The sequence below is a fragment of the Pedobacter sp. NO84 genome, from assembly GCF_059703915.1.
Genome location: NZ_AP046575.1, coordinates 2,138,334 through 2,157,775 on the forward strand (window position 1 = coordinate 2,138,334; position 19,442 = coordinate 2,157,775).

The 19,442-nt window shown below is 39.4% G+C and carries 17 protein-coding genes; 11 read left to right on the top strand and 6 right to left on the bottom strand.

The window, feature by feature from the left end:
- Positions 1-74: 74 nt before the first annotated feature.
- A complete protein-coding gene (locus AC6H0V_RS09135) occupies positions 75-1,544 on the bottom strand; it encodes an alpha-amylase (RefSeq protein ID WP_497559882.1) in 1,470 nt (489 codons plus the stop codon).
- 159 nt (positions 1,545-1,703) lie between these two features.
- Between AC6H0V_RS09135 and AC6H0V_RS09140 the strand changes: the two genes are divergently transcribed.
- From AC6H0V_RS09140 to AC6H0V_RS09175, 8 genes are all read left to right on the top strand, one after another.
- A complete protein-coding gene (locus tag AC6H0V_RS09140; RefSeq protein WP_497559883.1) occupies positions 1,704-2,225 on the top strand; it encodes an acyl-CoA thioesterase in 522 nt (173 codons plus the stop codon).
- 112 nt (positions 2,226-2,337) lie between these two features.
- Positions 2,338-2,931, top strand: coding sequence for an RNA polymerase sigma-70 factor (locus tag AC6H0V_RS09145; RefSeq protein WP_497559884.1), 594 nt, complete (start codon positions 2,338-2,340; stop codon positions 2,929-2,931).
- Positions 2,932-3,176: 245 nt separating this feature from the next.
- Positions 3,177-4,355 carry a FecR family protein gene (locus AC6H0V_RS09150; protein ID WP_497559885.1) on the top strand — a complete coding sequence of 393 codons (1,179 nt, stop codon included), beginning with the start codon at positions 3,177-3,179 and terminating at the stop codon, positions 4,353-4,355.
- 406 nt (positions 4,356-4,761) lie between these two features.
- Entirely contained in the window at positions 4,762-8,298 is a 3,537-nt protein-coding gene (locus AC6H0V_RS09155; RefSeq protein ID WP_497559886.1) for a SusC/RagA family TonB-linked outer membrane protein, read from the top strand.
- 20 nt (positions 8,299-8,318) lie between these two features.
- Positions 8,319-9,740, top strand: coding sequence for a RagB/SusD family nutrient uptake outer membrane protein (locus tag AC6H0V_RS09160; protein WP_497559887.1), 1,422 nt, complete (start codon positions 8,319-8,321; stop codon positions 9,738-9,740).
- Positions 9,741-9,763: 23 nt separating this feature from the next.
- On the top strand, positions 9,764-10,894 hold the full coding sequence (locus AC6H0V_RS09165) for a redoxin domain-containing protein (protein WP_497559888.1): 1,131 nt from the start codon (positions 9,764-9,766) through the stop codon (positions 10,892-10,894).
- A 35-nt stretch (positions 10,895-10,929) separates the two neighbouring features.
- A complete protein-coding gene (locus tag AC6H0V_RS09170; protein WP_497559889.1) occupies positions 10,930-12,057 on the top strand; it encodes a redoxin domain-containing protein in 1,128 nt (375 codons plus the stop codon).
- A gap of 24 nt (positions 12,058-12,081) precedes the next feature.
- Complete coding sequence (locus tag AC6H0V_RS09175) at positions 12,082-14,628, top strand: zinc-dependent metalloprotease (RefSeq protein WP_497559890.1); 2,547 nt, start codon at positions 12,082-12,084, stop codon at positions 14,626-14,628.
- A 404-nt stretch (positions 14,629-15,032) separates the two neighbouring features.
- Here the strand turns inward: AC6H0V_RS09175 and AC6H0V_RS09180 are convergent, their stop codons facing one another.
- Complete coding sequence (locus tag AC6H0V_RS09180; protein WP_497559891.1) at positions 15,033-15,536, bottom strand: hypothetical protein; 504 nt, start codon at positions 15,534-15,536, stop codon at positions 15,033-15,035.
- Positions 15,533-15,940 (bottom strand): EVE domain-containing protein, encoded by a 408-nt coding sequence (locus tag AC6H0V_RS09185; protein ID WP_497559892.1) that lies wholly within the window; start codon positions 15,938-15,940, stop codon positions 15,533-15,535. The genes AC6H0V_RS09180 and AC6H0V_RS09185 overlap by 4 nt, the downstream gene beginning before the upstream one ends.
- A 215-nt stretch (positions 15,941-16,155) precedes the next feature.
- Between AC6H0V_RS09185 and AC6H0V_RS09190 the strand changes: the two genes are divergently transcribed.
- Both AC6H0V_RS09190 and AC6H0V_RS09195 read left to right on the top strand, forming a co-directional pair.
- On the top strand, positions 16,156-16,569 hold the full coding sequence (locus AC6H0V_RS09190) for a hypothetical protein (protein WP_497559893.1): 414 nt from the start codon (positions 16,156-16,158) through the stop codon (positions 16,567-16,569).
- A gap of 68 nt (positions 16,570-16,637) precedes the next feature.
- Positions 16,638-16,964, top strand: a complete 327-nt coding sequence (locus tag AC6H0V_RS09195; RefSeq protein WP_497559894.1) for a hypothetical protein — start codon at positions 16,638-16,640, stop codon at positions 16,962-16,964.
- Positions 16,965-16,966: 2 nt separating this feature from the next.
- Here the strand turns inward: AC6H0V_RS09195 and AC6H0V_RS09200 are convergent, their stop codons facing one another.
- From AC6H0V_RS09200 to holA, 3 genes are all read right to left on the bottom strand, one after another.
- On the bottom strand, positions 16,967-17,113 hold the full coding sequence (locus AC6H0V_RS09200; protein ID WP_497559895.1) for a hypothetical protein: 147 nt from the start codon (positions 17,111-17,113) through the stop codon (positions 16,967-16,969).
- Positions 17,114-17,127: 14 nt separating this feature from the next.
- A complete protein-coding gene (locus tag AC6H0V_RS09205) occupies positions 17,128-17,487 on the bottom strand; it encodes a VOC family protein (RefSeq protein ID WP_497559896.1) in 360 nt (119 codons plus the stop codon).
- A 261-nt stretch (positions 17,488-17,748) separates the two neighbouring features.
- Positions 17,749-18,774: a DNA polymerase III subunit delta gene (holA, locus tag AC6H0V_RS09210; RefSeq protein ID WP_497563372.1), complete on the bottom strand. Its 1,026-nt coding sequence runs from the start codon at positions 18,772-18,774 to the stop codon at positions 17,749-17,751.
- Between the two features lie 117 nt (positions 18,775-18,891).
- Between holA and AC6H0V_RS09215 the strand changes: the two genes are divergently transcribed.
- Positions 18,892-19,350, top strand: a complete 459-nt coding sequence (locus AC6H0V_RS09215) for a type I restriction enzyme HsdR N-terminal domain-containing protein (protein WP_497559897.1) — start codon at positions 18,892-18,894, stop codon at positions 19,348-19,350.
- Positions 19,351-19,442: the final 92 nt, after the last annotated feature.

Genomic DNA, 19,442 nt, shown 5'->3' on the forward strand with positions numbered 1-19,442 from the left:
AGTTATTTCTATTATTTATTGATGCCTTCGAGTGCCTCAGGCTGACAAGTTCGGGAGTTTTAACTTTAATGGGATTAATTCAAAACCCACAACGATACACTCCCGGCGTTACAGAAAAACTTTCCATATCCGTTTTCGTCGATAATAACTTCTTCTGCACGTTTACCTATGGCATCGGTAAAGGTTTTTCCGGCGAATGACTTGCCCATTTCCATCTCCTTAAATCCTTCATCGCCATTGCTCATTACCACTGCAATTCCTGCATTTGGATGTTCTTCATCTCCTTCCCTAGTCCACCCAATACAATTATTATGATCAAGATAATCTCTTTGCGCGCCGTAGGCCAAATCTTGTCTTATTTTTAACATTGTTGGCAATTCTTGCAAGGGATGCAATTCAACGTCCTGTCCTTGATCTGTGTAAGAAGCTCCATATATATCGGTATAAAACACGCAGGGAGTTCCTTGAATTCTAAGTAAAATCATGGCGTATGCTAAGGGACGAAACCAGAAATCGATATATGATTCTAGGGCCTGAAGCGGTTGCGAATCATGGTTATCTACGAAGGTAATCGCCATTTCTGGTTTAACCTGAACTAAAGTTTGATCAAAAATCGTATTCAGATCATATTCTTTTCCGCCTTGCGATGCTAGGAAAAAGTTATGGTGCAACAACGAATCAAAAAGCTGGGTGCTTCCCGCTGTGATATCAATGTAATTTACGAGCTCATCTGCGCTTTCGATATTCCAATTTTCAGAAATGATGAAGAAATCCCGATCACAAGTTTTTTTCATTTCGTCTATCCACCCCTTAATAAACTCCGGCGAAATATGTTTAACTGCATCTAACCTAAATCCATCTATTTTACAGGTATCATAATACCATTTACCCCAATATTTCAGTTCTGCTACCACACTTGGATTCCGAAAATCGATGTCATTAAACATCAGGTAATCGTAATTACCCAATTCATTGGAAGGAACATTTTCCCAACCCTCACCGTATTCGTTCTGAATAGCATATATTGCTGTTCCTTCCTGGTCTTCGGCATAATCTACTCCGCTAAAACAACGATGGTCCCATATAAATTCAGAATATGCTCCGGCCCTACCGGGGAAAGTAAATTTTGTCCAGGCCCTAACATCGATTTCATCAGAAATAAATTCATTCCGGTTCTCTTCGTTTACCTTCCTCACTTTTATTTCTTCCACTTCATCGCCACCTGCTTTGTGGTTAAAAACACAATCGGCCAATACGCCAATGTTGTTATCATGAAGTGCATCTATAGCTTTATGGTACTCGTCTTTACTTCCATATTTAGTACTTATGCTGTTTTTCTGGTCAAATTCTCCAAGGTCAAACAAATCATAGGTATCATAGCCGACAGAATATCCGCCATTGCTTCCCTTATACGCTGGAGGAAGCCAAACCATGGTAATGCCTAATTCGGCTAGGTTTGCGGCTTCCTTGGCCGTTTTAACCCACAGTTGATATTCTTCATTGTAATACCAGTGAAAATATTGGATGAGCGTTTGATTTTGCATGAAGTATAAACCGTGAAAGGAGGTTTTTGTTTTGGGCGGGGAGCTTGGGGCATGGAGCGTGGAGTTGGGAGTTACGAGTGGAGGCCTCTATGCCTCATGCCCTATGCTCCCTGCTTTTAATTACGCTTTTGTCCACTTTTTCATTACTTTTGCGCCACTATGAGTACTAAAGCTAAAAGTCCAAAAAATTCGTTTACCGTGATGAACGAATTAGTATTGCCTAACGATACCAATACCTTAAATAATTTAATGGGGGGCCGTTTGCTGCATTGGATGGATATAGCCGCAGCTATTTCTGCGCAAAAACATTGCAATAGAATAGTGGTAACCGCATCGGTTGATAATGTTTCTTTTAAGCATGCAATTAAACTTGGTGATGTAATTACCATTGAAGCTAAGGTTACACGTGCGTTTCATACCTCGGTAGAAGTACGCTTGGATGTATGGGCAGAGAACATTCCATCGGGTACTAGAGCAAAATCAAACGAGGCCTATTACACTTTTGTAGCGGTTGATCAAAGTGGAAGAACTATTCCTGTGCCAGAGATTAAGCCAGAAACCGTTGATGAAATAGAATTGTTCGATGGAGCCTTACGTCGCCGTCAACTACGCTTAATCTTGGCCGGCAAGATGGAGCCTAGTGATGCAAATGAACTGAAGGCATTGTTTTTTAAGGAGTAGCGTTCGGGCGATAGGCGGATACCGATAGGCGTTGAGCATTTGCGACCTACCAACTTTAGACTAAGGACTTAAGACTGCTTTTCCGTATATTTGCTTTTCAAACGATTTGCTCATGATTTCTTCCCCCCTAATTGATGATCGGGAGCTACTCAAAAGAGTGGCGAAAGGGGAAGCCCATGCATTTGATATCATTTATCGTACCTACACTAAAAAAGTTTACCTTTTTGCATTTAAAACACTTCGTTCGGCATTGTTGGCCGAAGAAGTTGTCCAAGAAGTGATGCTAAAAATTTGGAAGATGGGACCTGAACTTGAGAAAATTAACAATCTCGAAGGGTATCTCCGAACCTCATCCCGAAATATCTCGCTAAATGTATTGCGCAGGCAAGAAATAGAAAGCAGAGCTGATCAGCGCATGCGTTTGGATTGGGATGAAGAGCATAATGAAACTGAAGAGCTCATCATGCTAAATGATACACGTAACATCCTAAATGATGCTATAGCTCTGCTTCCTCCTCAACAGCGTGAAGTTTACACCCTTTGCCGCGAGCAGGGACTAAAATACGAAGAAGTAGCAGAAAAATTAAACCTTGCTCCTTCAACGGTAGCTACACATATGAAACTTGCCTTACGATTTTTGCGTGCCTATTTGCAAAAACACAATGATGTGATCGCACTGCTTATCATTTTCAAACTTTTCAACTAAAAAGTCGATAGTTAATGGTCGATAGTCAATGGATAGGTCTGTAGGCTCTGTCTGCGTGCATGGTCCATCGTCCATTGACCATCGTCCATCGTCCAATGGTCCATGGTCCGTCGTCCATTGACCAATTAAAACCTATTTTTTATTTTTTTTGATATCTCATTACCTTTCTTATAGGGAGGAGTGTGTCTATATAAGAAAGGGGATAATTTAGTGTATGAACAAGATTAAATTATCTGATTAACATTATGAACAAAGAAAGAATCATCCATCTCTTCAAGGCTTATCAACAACAAACGGCATCCCCGCAAGAAAGGGCCGAATTTACAGAAATACTGCACGATCAGCGTTTCGAACACATACTGAATGAAATACTGGATCAAAACTGGGATGAGCTATCGAGCGAAGAAATAGATCAAATAGAAATACCGGGTTACGATAGAATTTTACATGAAATAAAAAAGCAGCCCCAATTTGATACCCGTAGCAAGAAATTATGGCCCCGTTTAGCGATGGCTGCTGCAGTTCTCCTGGCGATACTAGGGATAAGCACCTACTTCTATACCGCTAATCTCAAGCCTCAAAATGGGGAGTTGGCCATGCATAACGACATCGCCCCTGGCAAAAATGGCGCTACGCTTACCTTGGCCAATGGAAAAAAGATTTTAATCAAAGATGCATTAGCAGGAAATATAGCCACACAATCTGGTGTAAAAATCACGAAAACCAAAGATGGTATGCTTATCTATGAAATTATCGGGGATGAAGATGGGCCTTTAGGTTACAATACCTTAAGTACAACCCGCGGAGAACAAACCCAGGTTCGGTTACAAGACGGAACAATGGTGTTTTTAAATGCCGAATCATCACTTAAATACCCTACCAGCTTTACTAAAACTACTACAAGAGAAGTGGCATTAATTGGAGAGGCCTATTTTGAGGTAGCGAAAGATAAACACCATCCTTTTATTGTAGATGCTGATCAGCAAAGTGTAGAGGTTTTGGGGACCACCTTTAATATCAATAGTTATACCAACGAACCAACCGTTAAAACCACCTTATTAGAAGGCAGCGTAAAAATATCAAATCTTAAATCCCATAGCTCAAATCTCTTAAAGCCGGGCGAACAGGCGATAGTTTCGGGTACAAGCCTGGATATCAAAAATGTAGTGGTTGAAGATGTTGTGGCCTGGAAAAATGGCTACTTCATGTTTAACAATGAGACCTTGGAAAATATCATGAAAATGGTATCGAGATGGTATAATGTAGAAGTACTATATAAAAACGAGGCCCTTAAACGAAAAACCTTTTTCGGATCGGTAAGTAGATTCGACAATGTTTCGCAATTGCTAAAGCTCTTGCAAAATACAGGGGCAGTTAGCTTTGAAATCAATGGCCGACAAATTAACGTTAGCCAGAAAAAATAATTATCCCTCCAATGGGTAACCAATGCCACAGGCATCCCTTTGGGACCATTTATTCACCAACAACCTAAACAATTATGAAAGAAAAAAAAGAGATCCCATGAGTGCCCAAGCAACTCTATAGATAAAAAAAGGACTTCGACTGCAATCGAAGCCCTTATAAAATCTGTAACAGAAAAAATTTGATAATCAATTTTTCATTAACCTGGTGGTGCAAGTGTCCTATAAAAACTAATGCACGCGCCAAAACAGACTTTCAAACTTAGCAAATATTGCTCATTAAAGCAATATAGAGCGTGTATTCATCGCCGCAAGAAAGATTGTCTGCAAACAACCCGATGACTATATGTACATAAGCTATACTAAATTTAAATGTAAGCCAAACAGCTACATCTCCAAATTGCTACTTATGATGAAATTAACAACCTTCATATTATTAGTTTCGTTGATGCAGGTTAGCGCCGCCTCTTTTGGGCAGAGACTAAATCTTGTAGAAAAAAACGTTTCGATCGAAACTGTTTTACGGGAAATAAGGAAGCAAACCAATTACAATGTGTTGGTAGAAAGCACCAATTTTAAAACCTCGGCTAAAATCAGTGCTAATTTTATCAATACCCCTTTAGAACAGGTGTTGGAATCTATTTTAAGCAGCACTGATATGACCTACATTTTAGATAACAACAATATTATTATTAAACCAAAGGAAAAATCATATCTAGAAAGACTGATCGAGAAATTTTTAGCAATTGATGTTAAAGGTAAATTGCTAGACGAAAACGGATCTCCCATTCCTGGCGCATCTGTTCAGGTTAAAGGCACAAATAATCGCACTTCATCAGATCAAGATGGTAATTTTAGCTTAAAAAATGTGGCTGAGGATGCCATTATCCAAATTACATTTATCGGCTATAAACCTATAGAAATTAAAGCCGCTAAAGATTTGGGAAGCATTAAGATGCAACTCTTTGTGGGAGATTTGTCGGAGGTAAATGTAGTAAGCAATGGTTATCAGACTATATCTAAAGAACGGAGCGCAGGATCTTTCTCTACGGTTGACATGAATGTGGTTTCCAATCGTACCACTTCCATGAATATCTTACAGAGCTTAGATGGACAGGTACCAGGTTTAGTGGTAAACAATGCACCAAACAGGAGCCAATTATTAATTCGCGGTATCTCTACCACTGGCGGAACAACGGGCACGGGAACCACAGCACAGCCTTTATATGTGGTTGATGGGCTAGCGGTGCCAATTACTACTCCTAACGATAACATTCCAGATATTATTCTTAACATCAATCCACAAGATGTAGAAAGTATCACGGTTTTGAAAGATGCAACTGCGGCTTCAATATGGGGAGCACGTGCAGCAAATGGTGTAATCGTAATCACTACAAAAAGAGGAAAATTTGGAAGTAAGCTACGGGTTAACTATAATGGTTTCACTAATTTCCAGGGAAAGCCAGATTTAAATTATGCTAATCTCCTAAGTTCTCGTCAATTTGTGGAGACTGCAAAAGAACTCTTTACCGCAAATTATTTTGCCCAATATCCTTTTGCTACATTAAATCTGGTAACAGGGGGCGGTATTACACCTTTAGAATATCTTTATTATAACAATGGGCTTAATCCAAGTCAAGCCCAGTTAGAAACTTTTGCCGGGACAGATAACCGCGCGGAGATCAAAGATTTATTTTATAGGGATGCCATGCTTAGTAACCACACAGTTTCTTTGACTGGTGGTGGTGATAAATATTCATTTTATGGATCGGCTAGCTATACCAATACGGTAAGCACTACGCCAGGAGAAAAAAATAACAATTTTAAGATCAATGTTCGCCAAGATTTTAATGCAACCAAATTCTTAAGCTTCCATCTCTTAACCGATATTACGAATAATAAAAGTTCGTTAAAAAGAAATCCAGATGTAGACTACTACTTTGCTCCCTACCAGATGTTCAGGGATGCGAATAACAATAACCTTTCCATTCCTTTCATGACGGGTTATTCAAATGACGTATTGGCCAATGCATCGGCACGTGCCCGCGTAAGTCTTGATTACAACCCGCTAAACGAATTTGAATATGGAAATACGCAAGCGGATGGCTTGTTGGCCCGTTTAAACACTGGCTTTAAATTACATATCATCAAAGGTTTACGTTTTGAAGGTACCTACGGATATATCAAAGGTAAAAATAAGAAGAGAGACTTTGAAAGTCCACAGAGTTATGTGGTCCGTAAAGAAGTGGCAACCTATGCTGTTGCTGCAGATCCTACGGTAGTACCAAAATATTATATGCCTACTTCTGGGCTTGTTGGTGGTAGATTAACCAATTTGATGGGCGACCAAACAAAATGGGATATCAGGCATCAATTGATCTACGATATTACTAAAAACAAACATGCATTAACTGTTTTGGCTGGCCAAGAAGCACAGGAACAATTCTCTACTGCTACTACTACAAGAGTAAGAGGCTTTGATGAAATTTTGCTTACTTCATCCGCTGTTGACGTTACGGGTATCGGTGCTGCACTGTTAAATACGGTACTCCCAAATTTAAGTGGTGTAGCCAGTACGTTTACAAACGACGCTTTTAGTACCAATGAAACCACTACCCGTTATACTTCTTATTATGCCAATCTAGGTTATACTTACGATCGTAAATACACCTTAAATTTAAGCTGGCGTAATGATCAGAGCAACCTGTTTGGTAAAGATAAATCGGCACAAAACAAACCTATTTATAGTGTTGGTGGAAAATGGAACATAAGCAACGAATCGTTTATGAAACCTGTAACCTGGGTTCAAGACTTAGGATTACGCCTCACCTATGGTATAACCGGAAACTCTCCTGAAGTGGGTATTGCCGCATCGGAAGATATTATACAAGGTGTAGCTAGTGCATTTTTCCCTGGCGGAATAGGGTCTAGAGTGGTAACACCTGGTAACCCAGATCTATCTTGGGAGCGTACCGCTACAACCAATATTGGATTGGATTTCTCTGTATTGAAAAATCGCTTGTCGGCAAGCATAGATCTTTACAATAAAAAAACTACGGATCTTTTGGGAATTATTTTTCCTAATAGTTTTACAGGATTTCCAACAGGTGTAACCGGTAATCAAGGCGACATAAACAACAAGGGAATTGAAGTAAGCCTACGCTCAGACAATATCAGAAGTAGAAACTTCAGCTGGTCTACCAATTGGATCTTTGCCTATAACAAAAGCAAAATGATCAATATCTCTACGCTAACGCCAGCTTTAACTGGAGCTACACAGGTAGTTGCAGGTTTAAAACTAGGCTATCCGGCTTATACTTTGTTTGCTTACAAATATGCAGGATTGGACAACACAGGTGCACCACAGGTATATCTGGCGGATGGTTCGATCTCTAAAAACAGAACAATCACCAAACCTGATGATATCTTGTATATGGGTACAACGCAACCTGTGTATAATGGAGGCTTATCCAATAATTTTACCTACAAGAACTTTACTCTTTCGGCAAATATGATCTATAATTTAGGGCATGTGATGAGAAGACAAAGGAGCAATATTCCTTTTGGTGGCCAGTTCCGCAGAAATGTTTCTGTAGACTTTTTAAACCGATGGAAAGTTCCAGGTGATGAGGCTTTTACCGATATCCCGCCTTATTTATACAATGCCAGTCCGAATAATGGTTTAGTAGAAAATAATTACTATGTACAAGGAGATGTAAATGTAGTAAGCGCGTCATTTGTGAAGATGCGTGATGTTACTTTGTTTTACGACGTTCCAAAGTTTTTAACCGATAAGGTAAAAGCGAGAGGCATCACCTTTAGGGCACAGTTATCTAACTTCATGTTGTGGACTAAAAACAAGTATGGTATCGATCCAGAATTTCAGGACCTGGTTGCACCTACCAATCAGAAAACGTTTACAATTGGTGCCAATATTTCACTTTAACCATCAAAAAGATAAAACAGATGAAAAAGACATATAATTATACAATAAAATTCATATTGGTTGCTTTTTTGGTAACTGTAATGGGCTCGTGCAAAAAATCGTTCTTAGAAATTTTACCCAAAGGTAAAATCATTGCAGGAAAAACTTCCGACTACGACCTATTAATGAACAACCTCGACCTTATCAATACTAACCCAGAGGGATCCATTAATTTAGGGGATGAAATGTCGGCTATAGAGCCGAATTGGACCGCAGCAGGTTTTAAAGACAAGCAAACTTTTAAATATGAGGGAGATTTTTATACTGTAGAAGAAAATGCAACTGAAACACTAGCACCTTTAAAGGCCTTGTATATTTACAATAAGGTAATTAACGAGGTGTTGGAATCTACAGGAGGTACTGAGGCTCAAAAAAAATCAATTCAGGCAGAAGCATTGGCATCACGTGCATGGACCTATTTCATATTGATTAATCTTTTCGGAAAGCCCTATAATCCAGCTACGGCAAGTACTGATCTTGGATTTCCATTAATTACAGAGGCTGATATTAATCGCACAGAATTTAAGAGGGTAAGCGTACAGGAAATTTATGACCTTATTTTATCAGATCTTAACACCGCTATTCCGAATTTATCTAATACTGGAGTATTTTGGAGAGCTAGAATGTGCAAAGCTACCGCAAAAGGCATTTTAGCAAAGGTGTACGTTTTTATGGGCAGGTATACTGAAGCCCTACCGATGCTAAACGAATCGATAAGTAGTGTTACCGGACCGGGCGCTGCAGTAACTGTTTCGCTTTATAATTACAATACAGCGTTTCCAGGGTTTCCTACCGTTATCTCCGACTTTGAAATTTTATACTCCAAAGGTACTACCAGTGCACCAACCAGTACAGGTTCCAGAATATTTTGGCTTACGCCCGAGGCAACTGCGTTATTTGATCCGGCCGATCTTCGCTTAGCTGCAACCAATTATACGTCAATTACGTTCCCAAATTCGGTAAGGCTAATCAAGAGAACAGGCGGAGGAACCACAAATAGTCCATTGTCTATAAAATTATCAGACCTCTATCTATTGCGAGCTGAAGTTAAAGCAAGACTTAATGATCTCCCTGGCGCTGTTACAGATGTACAGACTTTACGCCAAAACCGTATGCCTGCCGCAAAAGCACCAGTGCCTTCGGCAATAGCAGCTTCAAAAATCCCATTGATCCAATTCATATTGGAAGAGCGGGTGCGCGAATTTGCAATGCAAGGTTATCGTTGGTTCGATATGCGCAGGTTGTCTGTTGATCCATTGTTTAGCACTCCTAACTATCAGCACAGAGTTTTTAACGCTGCTGGAGTAGTATCAGAAACCTATACCCTAAAACCAGAGCGTTGGGTATTCAAGTTTTCGCCAAAAATAATGGCCGAAAATCCAGAGCTGGTTAATAATAATTAAACTCCATACTTAGATAACCTAAAATGAACACTAAATATATAATCGCCGTTGTCTTTTGCCTGATAGCGAGCGTTGGCATGGCGCAGGATAAATTCAAAATCGAAGGGAACATTCCCCAAGCAGGTGCCGAAAAAATAATATTATTAACCTATATTAACGCGGAGGGTAAATCTGCGAAAGATAGTGCTTTGGTAAAAGACGGTAAATTTGAAATCAATGGCATAACCGCCTTTGGTAACAAGGCGTATCTAAACCTGATGGATGTAAAAAGAAATCCTAAGGTTAGAGACCAACATCCAGATTATACAGATTTCTATTTAGAAAAAGGGAATTATAAAATAGCAGGGAAGGATAGTATCAGCACCGCTTCTATTACAGGAACAAAAGTACAGAGCGAATATCTAGAGTATACTGGCAAAACTCAGGCATTACTTGCTCAGTTCAAAGATATATCAGCAAGGTTTGCAAAAGTATATTATGCAAAGCCGAAAGATACGGTGATGATACAAAAAATCCAGGCAGAGGCCCGACCGGTTTATGCTAAAATAGAAGCTGCCTTGGATTCCTTTATTCTTAATCATCCAGATTCGTATGTAGCCCTAGATCTGATCAAGGATAACAAAATGACAGTAATTGATGTGGTTAAGTTTGATCCTATTTATAGTAGGCTAAGTAAACGAGTACTATCAAGTTTTAACGGCAAGAAAGTAACCGAGAGGTATCTAAAAGCGAAACAATTTGCCATTGGAAAATCGATCGACTTTACCCTGCCTGATAAAAATGGCACTGAATTTAAACTTTCTTCATTAAAAGGCAAATATGTATTGGTTGATTTCTGGGCAAGTTGGTGTGTACCATGCAGGGCAGAAAATCCGTTCTTGTTAAAGGCGTATGCTGAGTTAAAAGATAGGAACTTTGAAATTGTAGGAGTTTCTCTTGACGAGACGAAGGCGGCTTGGCTAAAGGCTGTTGAAACCGACAAACTGCCCTGGACACAGGTAAGTGATGTGAAAGGTTTCAAAACAGAAGTGGCTGTAAGATTCGGAATCACGGCCATTCCACAAAATGTACTGATTGATCCCGATGGAAAAGTGATTGCAAAAGACCTAAGGGGAGAAGATGTGAATAAAAAAATTGCATCATACATTAAATAAAAAAGCTAATTGCTATAAAAACTCAACATATATAGATGAAAAATACATTATTATTATTGATCTTGCTGCTCCCATTTATGGCGGCGGCCCAAAAAGGCTATACACTCTCCGGAAAAATTACTGGGGTTAAGGAACCAACTAAAGCTTACCTCGCCCTAATCAAAAATGGGGCCTGGAAAGAGGTCGATTCAACAGAAGTTAAGGATGGAAAATTCCAGCTCACTGGAAGCGTAGATGAGCCTCAACAGGCCATCATCGCCTTGAGGAGTACTGCCGCAGGGTCTAAAAATAAAGGAGATTATCAAGGATTTTTCATAGAAAATGCTAAGATTGCTATTAATGGAAACGAAACTATCAAAGATGCAGCGATTAGCGGATCAGTAGCTGATAGAGAAAACCTTGAACAGGAAGCTATGGTTAAACCACTGATCAATTCGATCCAGCGGCTTCAAAATGAATTTGGAAAAAAATCGAAGGAAGGAGTTTATGAAAGATCAGCGGAGGAACGTAAAAAAGCGGGAGACAGTATTCAAAAATTAGTGGTTGCAATCAAAGATATTCACGTAAAATTTGCGGAGAATCATTTAAATTCTTTTATGGGGCTGTACACCTATAATATGTATGTGCTAGACAGTAAATTTGAATCGGCGAAAGTTGAACCTACATTCTATCGCTTTTCTGCTGCATTACAATCATCCCCATTGGGAAAACGTACGCTAGAAAAGCTGGAAATTGGCAAAAGACGCCAAGCGGGATCTAAAGCCACGGATTTTACCCAAAATGATCAGAACGGTAAACCTTTCAAACTTTCATCATTAAGGGGCAAATATGTGTTGGTTGATTTTTGGGCAAGCTGGTGTATCCCCTGCCGGGCAGAAAATCCAAACGTAGTTAAAGCATATATGGCTCTTAAAGATAAAAACTTTGAAATCGTGAGCGTATCCCTGGATGCAGGCAAAGAGCAATGGCTCGAAGCTATAAAAACCGACGGTATGCCATGGATCCATGTGAGCGACCTCAAATATTGGAAAAATGAAGTCGCATTAATGTATGGCATCAATTCGGTACCCCAAAATATACTTGTCAATCCTGATGGTTTGATCGTAGCAAAAAACTTAAGGGGCGAAAACCTGTTAGAACAACTTAAAACCTATATTAAGTAAAATCTTAAAGATTAACCAATAATTATGAAAAACAAATTACTGACCCTCCTATTGGCAGTTGGTGCAATAAGTATGGCACAAGCTCAAGTTAGACCGGTTACCGGAGGAACTACAGATACCACTAAAAGGGTAGGAATACCAGGTGTAACTTCTAGGGCTACTCCAAAACCCTATAATACCGTGATTACCGATAAAGCACTTACGCGAAAAGGTATGATCACTACCCACAAATTAGAAGATAAATTTTATTTCGAAATTGCCGATACAACCTTAGGAAGGGATATTTTAGTAGTTAGTCGCATTTCCAAATCTGGAACAGACGTTCGTGCCTCTCAAGGTTATGCCGGTGATGTAATTGGAAGTACGGTAATCCGCTTCGAAAAGGGCCCGAACAACCGGATTTTTATGCGGAAGGTGAGCTTTAAGACTTTTAGTCCAGATAGCACCACTTCGATGTATCAATCCTTAAAAAATTCGAGCATCCAACCTATCGCCGCCGCATTTAATATAGCCGCTTATGCCACCGATAAAAAAGGAAGTGTAATTGATGTTACGGATTATATAAACAGCGATAATGATATCTTTTATTTCGGAGAACCTACAGCAAAAGCACGCTTAAAATTAGGCGCACAACTGCCTGATCGCAGCTATATCCAAAACGTGAGAAGCTTTCCGTTGAATGTAGAAATCAGTACGGTTAAAACATATACCTTATTGCCTTCTGGATTTGGAGTTCCCGGTCTTCCAACTGCCTCAGGAGGTGCTTCTGGTGCTGCAACCTTAGAATTGAATACATCCTTAGTAATTTTGCCCAAAATACCCATGAAAGGCCGTTACACTGATCCAAGAATTGGCTATTTCAATGTAGGTTATACTGATTTTGATTTAAATCCTCAAGGAGTTAAAGAAATAGCATTGATCAAACGTTGGAGATTAGAGCCGAAGCCTGAAGATATGGCAAAATATAAAAGGGGCGAACTGGTGGAGCCTAAAAAACAGATCGTTTATTATATCGATCCGGCTACGCCAAAGAAATGGATCCCTTACTTAAAAGCAGGAGTTGATGATTGGGCGAAGGCCTTTGAAAAAGCAGGTTTTAAGAATGCAATTGTTGCCAAAGAAGCACCCACCTTTGCACAGGATTCGACATGGAGCATTGATGATGCACGCCACTCGGCCATTGTTTATAAACCTTCTGAAATAGCGAACGCTAGTGGCCCGAGTATTTCTGATCCCCGAAGTGGAGAGATCATGGAAAGCCATATCAATTGGTTTCATAACGTGCAGAAATTAGTGCACGATTGGTATATGATCCAAACTGCCGCAGTTGATCCTAGAGCACGCAACATGGTATTTAGTGATGAACTGATGGGTGATCTGATCCGTTTCGTCTCTTCACATGAAGTTGGACATACATTAGGCCTAATGCATAATTATGGATCCAGTTCTACTGTTCCCGTAGAAAATCTAAGAAACAAAAAATGGGTGGAAGAAAATGGACATACCCCATCGATTATGGATTATGCCCGTTTCAATTATGTGGCGCAGCCCGAAGATAATATTGGTAAAAAAGGACTATATCCACGGATTGGAGATTATGATAAATGGGCCATCGAATGGGGCTACAAATATTTTGACGATACCCGTACACCAGGAGAAGAAGTTGCAAGGCTGAATAAGATGGCGATAGAATCGGCAAAGAACAGACGCCTATGGTTCGGAACCGAATTAAATCCCGATGATCCTCATTCGCAAAATGAAGATTTGGGCGATAATGCCATGTTAGCAAGTGAGTATGGTATCAAAAATCTAAAAATGATCTTGGCCAGCTTGCCTGTATGGACAAAAGAAGAAAATGAAGGATATAGAAATTTAGCGAATATGTACAATCAGCTTACCTCGCAGTTTGGACGATATATGGGACATGTGGCCAAGAATATTGGTGGTATATATGAAAACCCTAAAACGGTTGAACAATCAGGTCCAGTTTATGAGCGTACGCCCGCAGCAACACAAAAAGAAGCGATGGATTTCTTAAACAGACAACTTTTTACTACGCCTAAATGGTTGTTAAACCAACAGATTTTAGATAATATAGATCAAAACCCCTTAGATATTGTTTCAAGGTTGCAGGCTTTTACCTTATACCGCATAACAAGTACCAATACCTTAAATAATCTGATAGCTGCAGAAGCATCTGATGGGGCAACAGCCTATAAAGTAACTGATCTATTTAATGATCTAAACGCATCTATTTTTACTGAATTGAAAGGTAATCAGTCTATTGATGTATATCGTCGTAATTTACAGAAAGCATACGTTGACGGTTTGATTTCAATCTTAAAACCAGCACCTGCATCCCAATTACCGGTACAAACCGGTGGAGGTAACCCTTCGCCAGGTTTAAGAGCGTCACAGAGTGATGTGCTTTCGGTAGTAAAAGGTGAACTGAAAGAGTTGAATAACGACATTAAATCTGCCGCAGCTTCACAAACTGATGTGCTGAGCAAATATCATTTAATGGATTTGTCTGATCGCATTGAAGCCGCTTTGGATTCGAAGAAAGATTAATCATCCCTATTAATCTTAAAGGCGCTCTTCATAAGGGGCGCCTTTTTTGTTTACCGATTTAACATCAAATGGGCAGATTTTCTTCGCCAGGTGGAGACACCAGCTGATAGCAAAATTTTAGCCACAGATTGAAGGAGATTTTTATTGCCACAGATGCGCAGATTTTGAAATGTTTCTTTTGCCTCTAATTCTACTCCGCAAAGAGATAGCGTAATGGGGATATCTTTCAGAGCCTAATTGGTGCAGAAAGCTTAGCTGTTCTTAGATGTCTAAGATGGTTAAAATTCATACCCAGCTAATATATTCATTATGTATTTCTAGGTGGTTTAATCTTACTTATTATTCTTCGGCATCTGGAGACTCCAACTGGTAGAGAAACTCAGCAAAAAATAAAATAAATAAACCTAATTCACATGCTCTCTCACCGAAGTATTTACATACTTCTCCAGGTTTTTATAACCTTTCTTGAAATTATCTTCCTCTTCATTTACAATCAGCGTATATTTTGTGTTTACTATTTGCGAAATCACACCAACTAGCGTACCTCCAACCGCCCCCACTCCGGTTAACAATGCTGTTATTTTCAACATCTCATTATCCGCCCTTCCTTCCTTATCTAGAGCCGCAAGAGCACCCCCAATCGCTAATCCCCCCAGCGATCCGCCACCTAAACCTTCAAGAATGGTTATTCCTCGTTTTCTTATCTTGACCTTCTTAATTTCGTTAGGCTTGTAAATGAGGTAGTTTCCGAAATAATCCTCAACCGCAATCCCTTCTGAAGATACTTTCTTCAATTGACCAACAACCGGAGCGTATCTAGTTGAGGTTACTTTCACTTCCACATCAAGTTGGGCTTTAACTTGATTAAAGGAAAAAAGGGAAAAGAAAAACAAGACTAAAAATTTCATTTGCTGCCCATCTCCAAAATCTTGTCAAATTCGGCTGCCTTTATTCCTACCACAGACAATCTGCCCTGTCTTACCAACCCAATATCTTTTAAACTAGGCTCGGCTTTAATCTGCTCTAAAGTAACAGAATTATCTAAAGATTGAACGGGCTCTAAATCTACCACCACCCAATTAGGATCACTAGTGGTGGGGTCTTGATAGGCTTCTTTAACAACCTTAGCAATACCTACCACATTTTTGCCCTCGTTACTATGGTACCACAGCACCAGGTCGCCCTCCTTCATTTCTCTCAGATTATTGCGAGCCTGATAATTACGGACACCATCCCAATGGGTACGCCCTTCTTTATTAAATTGTTCCCAACTGTATTTAAATGGTTCTGACTTGACTAGCCAATGATTCATGGAGTTATATTTGTTGGTTCAAAAATATGAAATTTTCTAAAAGAATATTTTATAGCGATTATAAAAAAAATTAACGGAATTAAATTAATTTAGCTAACGCTCTTTTTCGATAAGGATTGTAAAACGACCAAAAAATTAATGTTTTATCAATGTCGACTAATTTCAATAAGGAAACTATGGAAATCGAGCTTATAAAATTGATAAACTAAGGAGAGATGAAAAAATTAATGGTTTGTATTGCATTTATTTCCTGTTTCGCCCTAGTAGAAGCACAAATCCCGGATTGCAAAAGATTTAGAAATGGTACATTTAAAATGAAGTATGCGGGTTTGCCAGGCAAGCACGGGAAAAGCAATACGGCGATAATAAAACGCCAAGGAAATGTGCAGGACGAATTTGTAAATGGCTCCAAAACACCTACCTTATCCTTTACTGTGAAGTGGATTGATGACTGCACCTACACGTTGACCCCTGATTTAATCACGCGGAAGAAAAACCCTGATATGCCTAAAGATGCCACGATGATCGTAAAGATTACCAAAACTACTAGCAACTCTTATTTCACCACAAGTTATTTAAATACGGATAAAAAAAACACCTATAATTCTGAACTTATAATCGTAAAATAATATTTTTATTTATGATAAAATCACTGATACTGAGCATTCTACTTATCTTTTGCATTTCAACGAGCCTAATGGCACAAAGCATCCACAAAGATTCTGTAATAACAATCGCTAAAAAAGACGTCAAAAAATTATTTAAGCTTAAAAATCCAGAGCTCAGTACTTTTAGAAAGTATAAGTATACCAGTTACTCTGATTATTTTAAGCCCAGTGAATTGAATGTGAGCAATCCCTCGCTCTTAAGAGATTCCGCATATGTTGATGCGTATCGGACCAATGCCTATTACAAAACAAAAAGTAGACGTACTACAGGGCATTATTTTTTAATTGGAGGTGTCTCGCTTATTGGCGCTATGACGATCGTCACGCTGGGCTTATTGTCTGCAGCATCGAAATAACCTCAACACCAGTTTTCTATCGCGAAATAGAGCACCCTGAGTGTAATTGGAAGTGTACAATCTCCCTTCCATTTTCCCTCTCCCATCTTCCATCTTACATCTTCCATCTTCCCTCCTCCATCTTCCATCTTCCCTCCTCCATCTTCCATGTCACATCTTATATTTAGGAGGCGAACTCCGGATTTTCGATCATTCCAATCACGTTACCAAAGGGATCGTAAATACTGCCTACCCAAATTGCACCGCCAACATTTTTAGGCGCTTCATGGATTTGAACGTTTAATTCTTTTATTTTTTTAAAGCAAGCATCAATATCTTCAACTCCCCAATAGGTAACACTATGGTTTCCATCGGTAAAATTGGTTGGATCCGGATCGAGACCTAGCTCAAAACCACCTACGTTATAACCCACATAAAATGGTTGGTCGAAATAAGGTGTAATACCAAACACATTGGCATACCATTCTTTAGCTAGTGTTAGATCCTTTACATGGTAGACGATCGTTCTGAGGCCTTTAAGCATTGTTTAATTGGTTAACTGGTTATTTTCGCGTAGCGGATGATTACAACGATTCGCTTCGCGGGTGATTACACCGATGGAGAGATTGCACCGATTTGTATTACTTACTCTACTAGTTCAAGTTTCCGACTTTTCGACTACCTTTTCGCTCCGCGGATGATTACAACAATTTATAAGATTACTCCGATTAACGCTGAGCCAATTTTACGTGGAGTGCTAGTGAGCCTCCTTCACCCATCTTCCCTACTCCATCTTACATTCACTCTAGTGCATCATTTTAAAAAGCATTTCCTTTAAAAGCTCCCCATCTGTGGTATTCCCGGTACTATCCAAACCCTTGCTTTTAAGGTCGTACTCTCGCAGGAGGCTGATGATACCAAATATTTTGGCATCGGTAAATGTACGTGCGGCCATTTCATAATCTTTAATAAAGTAAGGACTTACACCCAGTTCTTTAGCTGCATCATTTTTGTTTGGTAGGTAATGATACTTTAGTATTTTAGTGAAATAGACGTTCAAATTGGCCATTACCATCACCATAGGGTTTGCCTTTGGATTATCGGCAAAGTAATTTACAATTTGGTTGCACTTAAATATATTTCGTGTTGCGAGCGCCTTCTGTAGTTCAAATACATTGTATTCTTTGCTGATGCCAATATTTTTTTGGATATCATCGGTTTGGATTGTTTTATCCCTACTTATGTTTAGACATAATTTTTCAACTTCGTTGGCAATTTTTGATAGGTCTGTTCCTAAGTATTCGGCCATTAATGCAGCCGCCTGTGGGGCAATTTTATACCCTTTTTCTTTGATATGCTCTTCGATCCATGGCATCAATTTATAATCCCGTACCGGATCTGATTGGAACACTACACCATTTTTATTAATTGCCTTGTAAATTTTTTTACGCTTATCGAAATTTGCATACTTATACGCTAACACCAGAATTGTGCTAGGCAAAGGTTTCTCGAAATAGTTAAGTATTACTTCAGCTTCTTTTCCCGTACCTTCGGTTTCTTTTGCCCATTTCAGATCTTGAGCTTCCTTTACAATAATCAACTGGTACTCAGACATCATTGGGTATCGCTTTGCGGCATTTAAAATAGTACCCATGTCGGTATCTTTGCCATACAGTACCGTTTGGTTAAAGCCTCTTTCGCCATCGTTCAGCACGTGGTTTTCCATGTAATCAACTACTTGATCAATGTAATAAGGCTCTTCGCCTTGCAATAAATAAAGAGGTTTAAATCTTCTTGCTTTTAAATCTCTGATAATGTCTACAGCACTCATTACCGTAAAATTACGATTTACCGATCTACGAATTACGATTTTTTGCAGGAGTTTATCCACAAATATTAACTTTGAAAATAAACTCTCGCTTAACGCCAAACGCTATTCGCCCGCTAAATGTTTAATCCCACTCCCTTAAATCTACCTACTCATCCTTTCAAAATCACCCAGAGGGATGGCCTGTATCTCATTTTCGACGAGATCAGGAAGAAGCATCTGGTGCTAACCCCTGAGGAATGGGTGCGGCAGCATTTCGTTCGGTATTTGATCAACGAAAAAAAATTTCCAGCTAGTTTATTAAAAATTGAAGGTGGACTAAGTTTAAACCAAACCCGAAAGAGAAGCGATATTTTAGTGTATACCAATTTTGGCGAAAAAATAATGGTGATCGAATGTAAAGCTCCCTCGGTTGCTATCACCCAAGCTACCTTTGATCAGGCTGCGCGATATAATTCGGTTTATAAGGCCCCATGGCTGGCTGTTACCAATGGTTTGCAACACTATTACGCAAAGATTGATCATGAAAATGCGAAGTTCTCGTTTGTAGAGGAGTTGCCATTTTATAAGGATCTTTAAGTTTCACCAGTGGTTAATTTTTTCACCACCTAATGCACCTAGGTTGCGGGCGCTACATTTTCAACATGCTCTGAGGTGGTGATTTTTTTGCG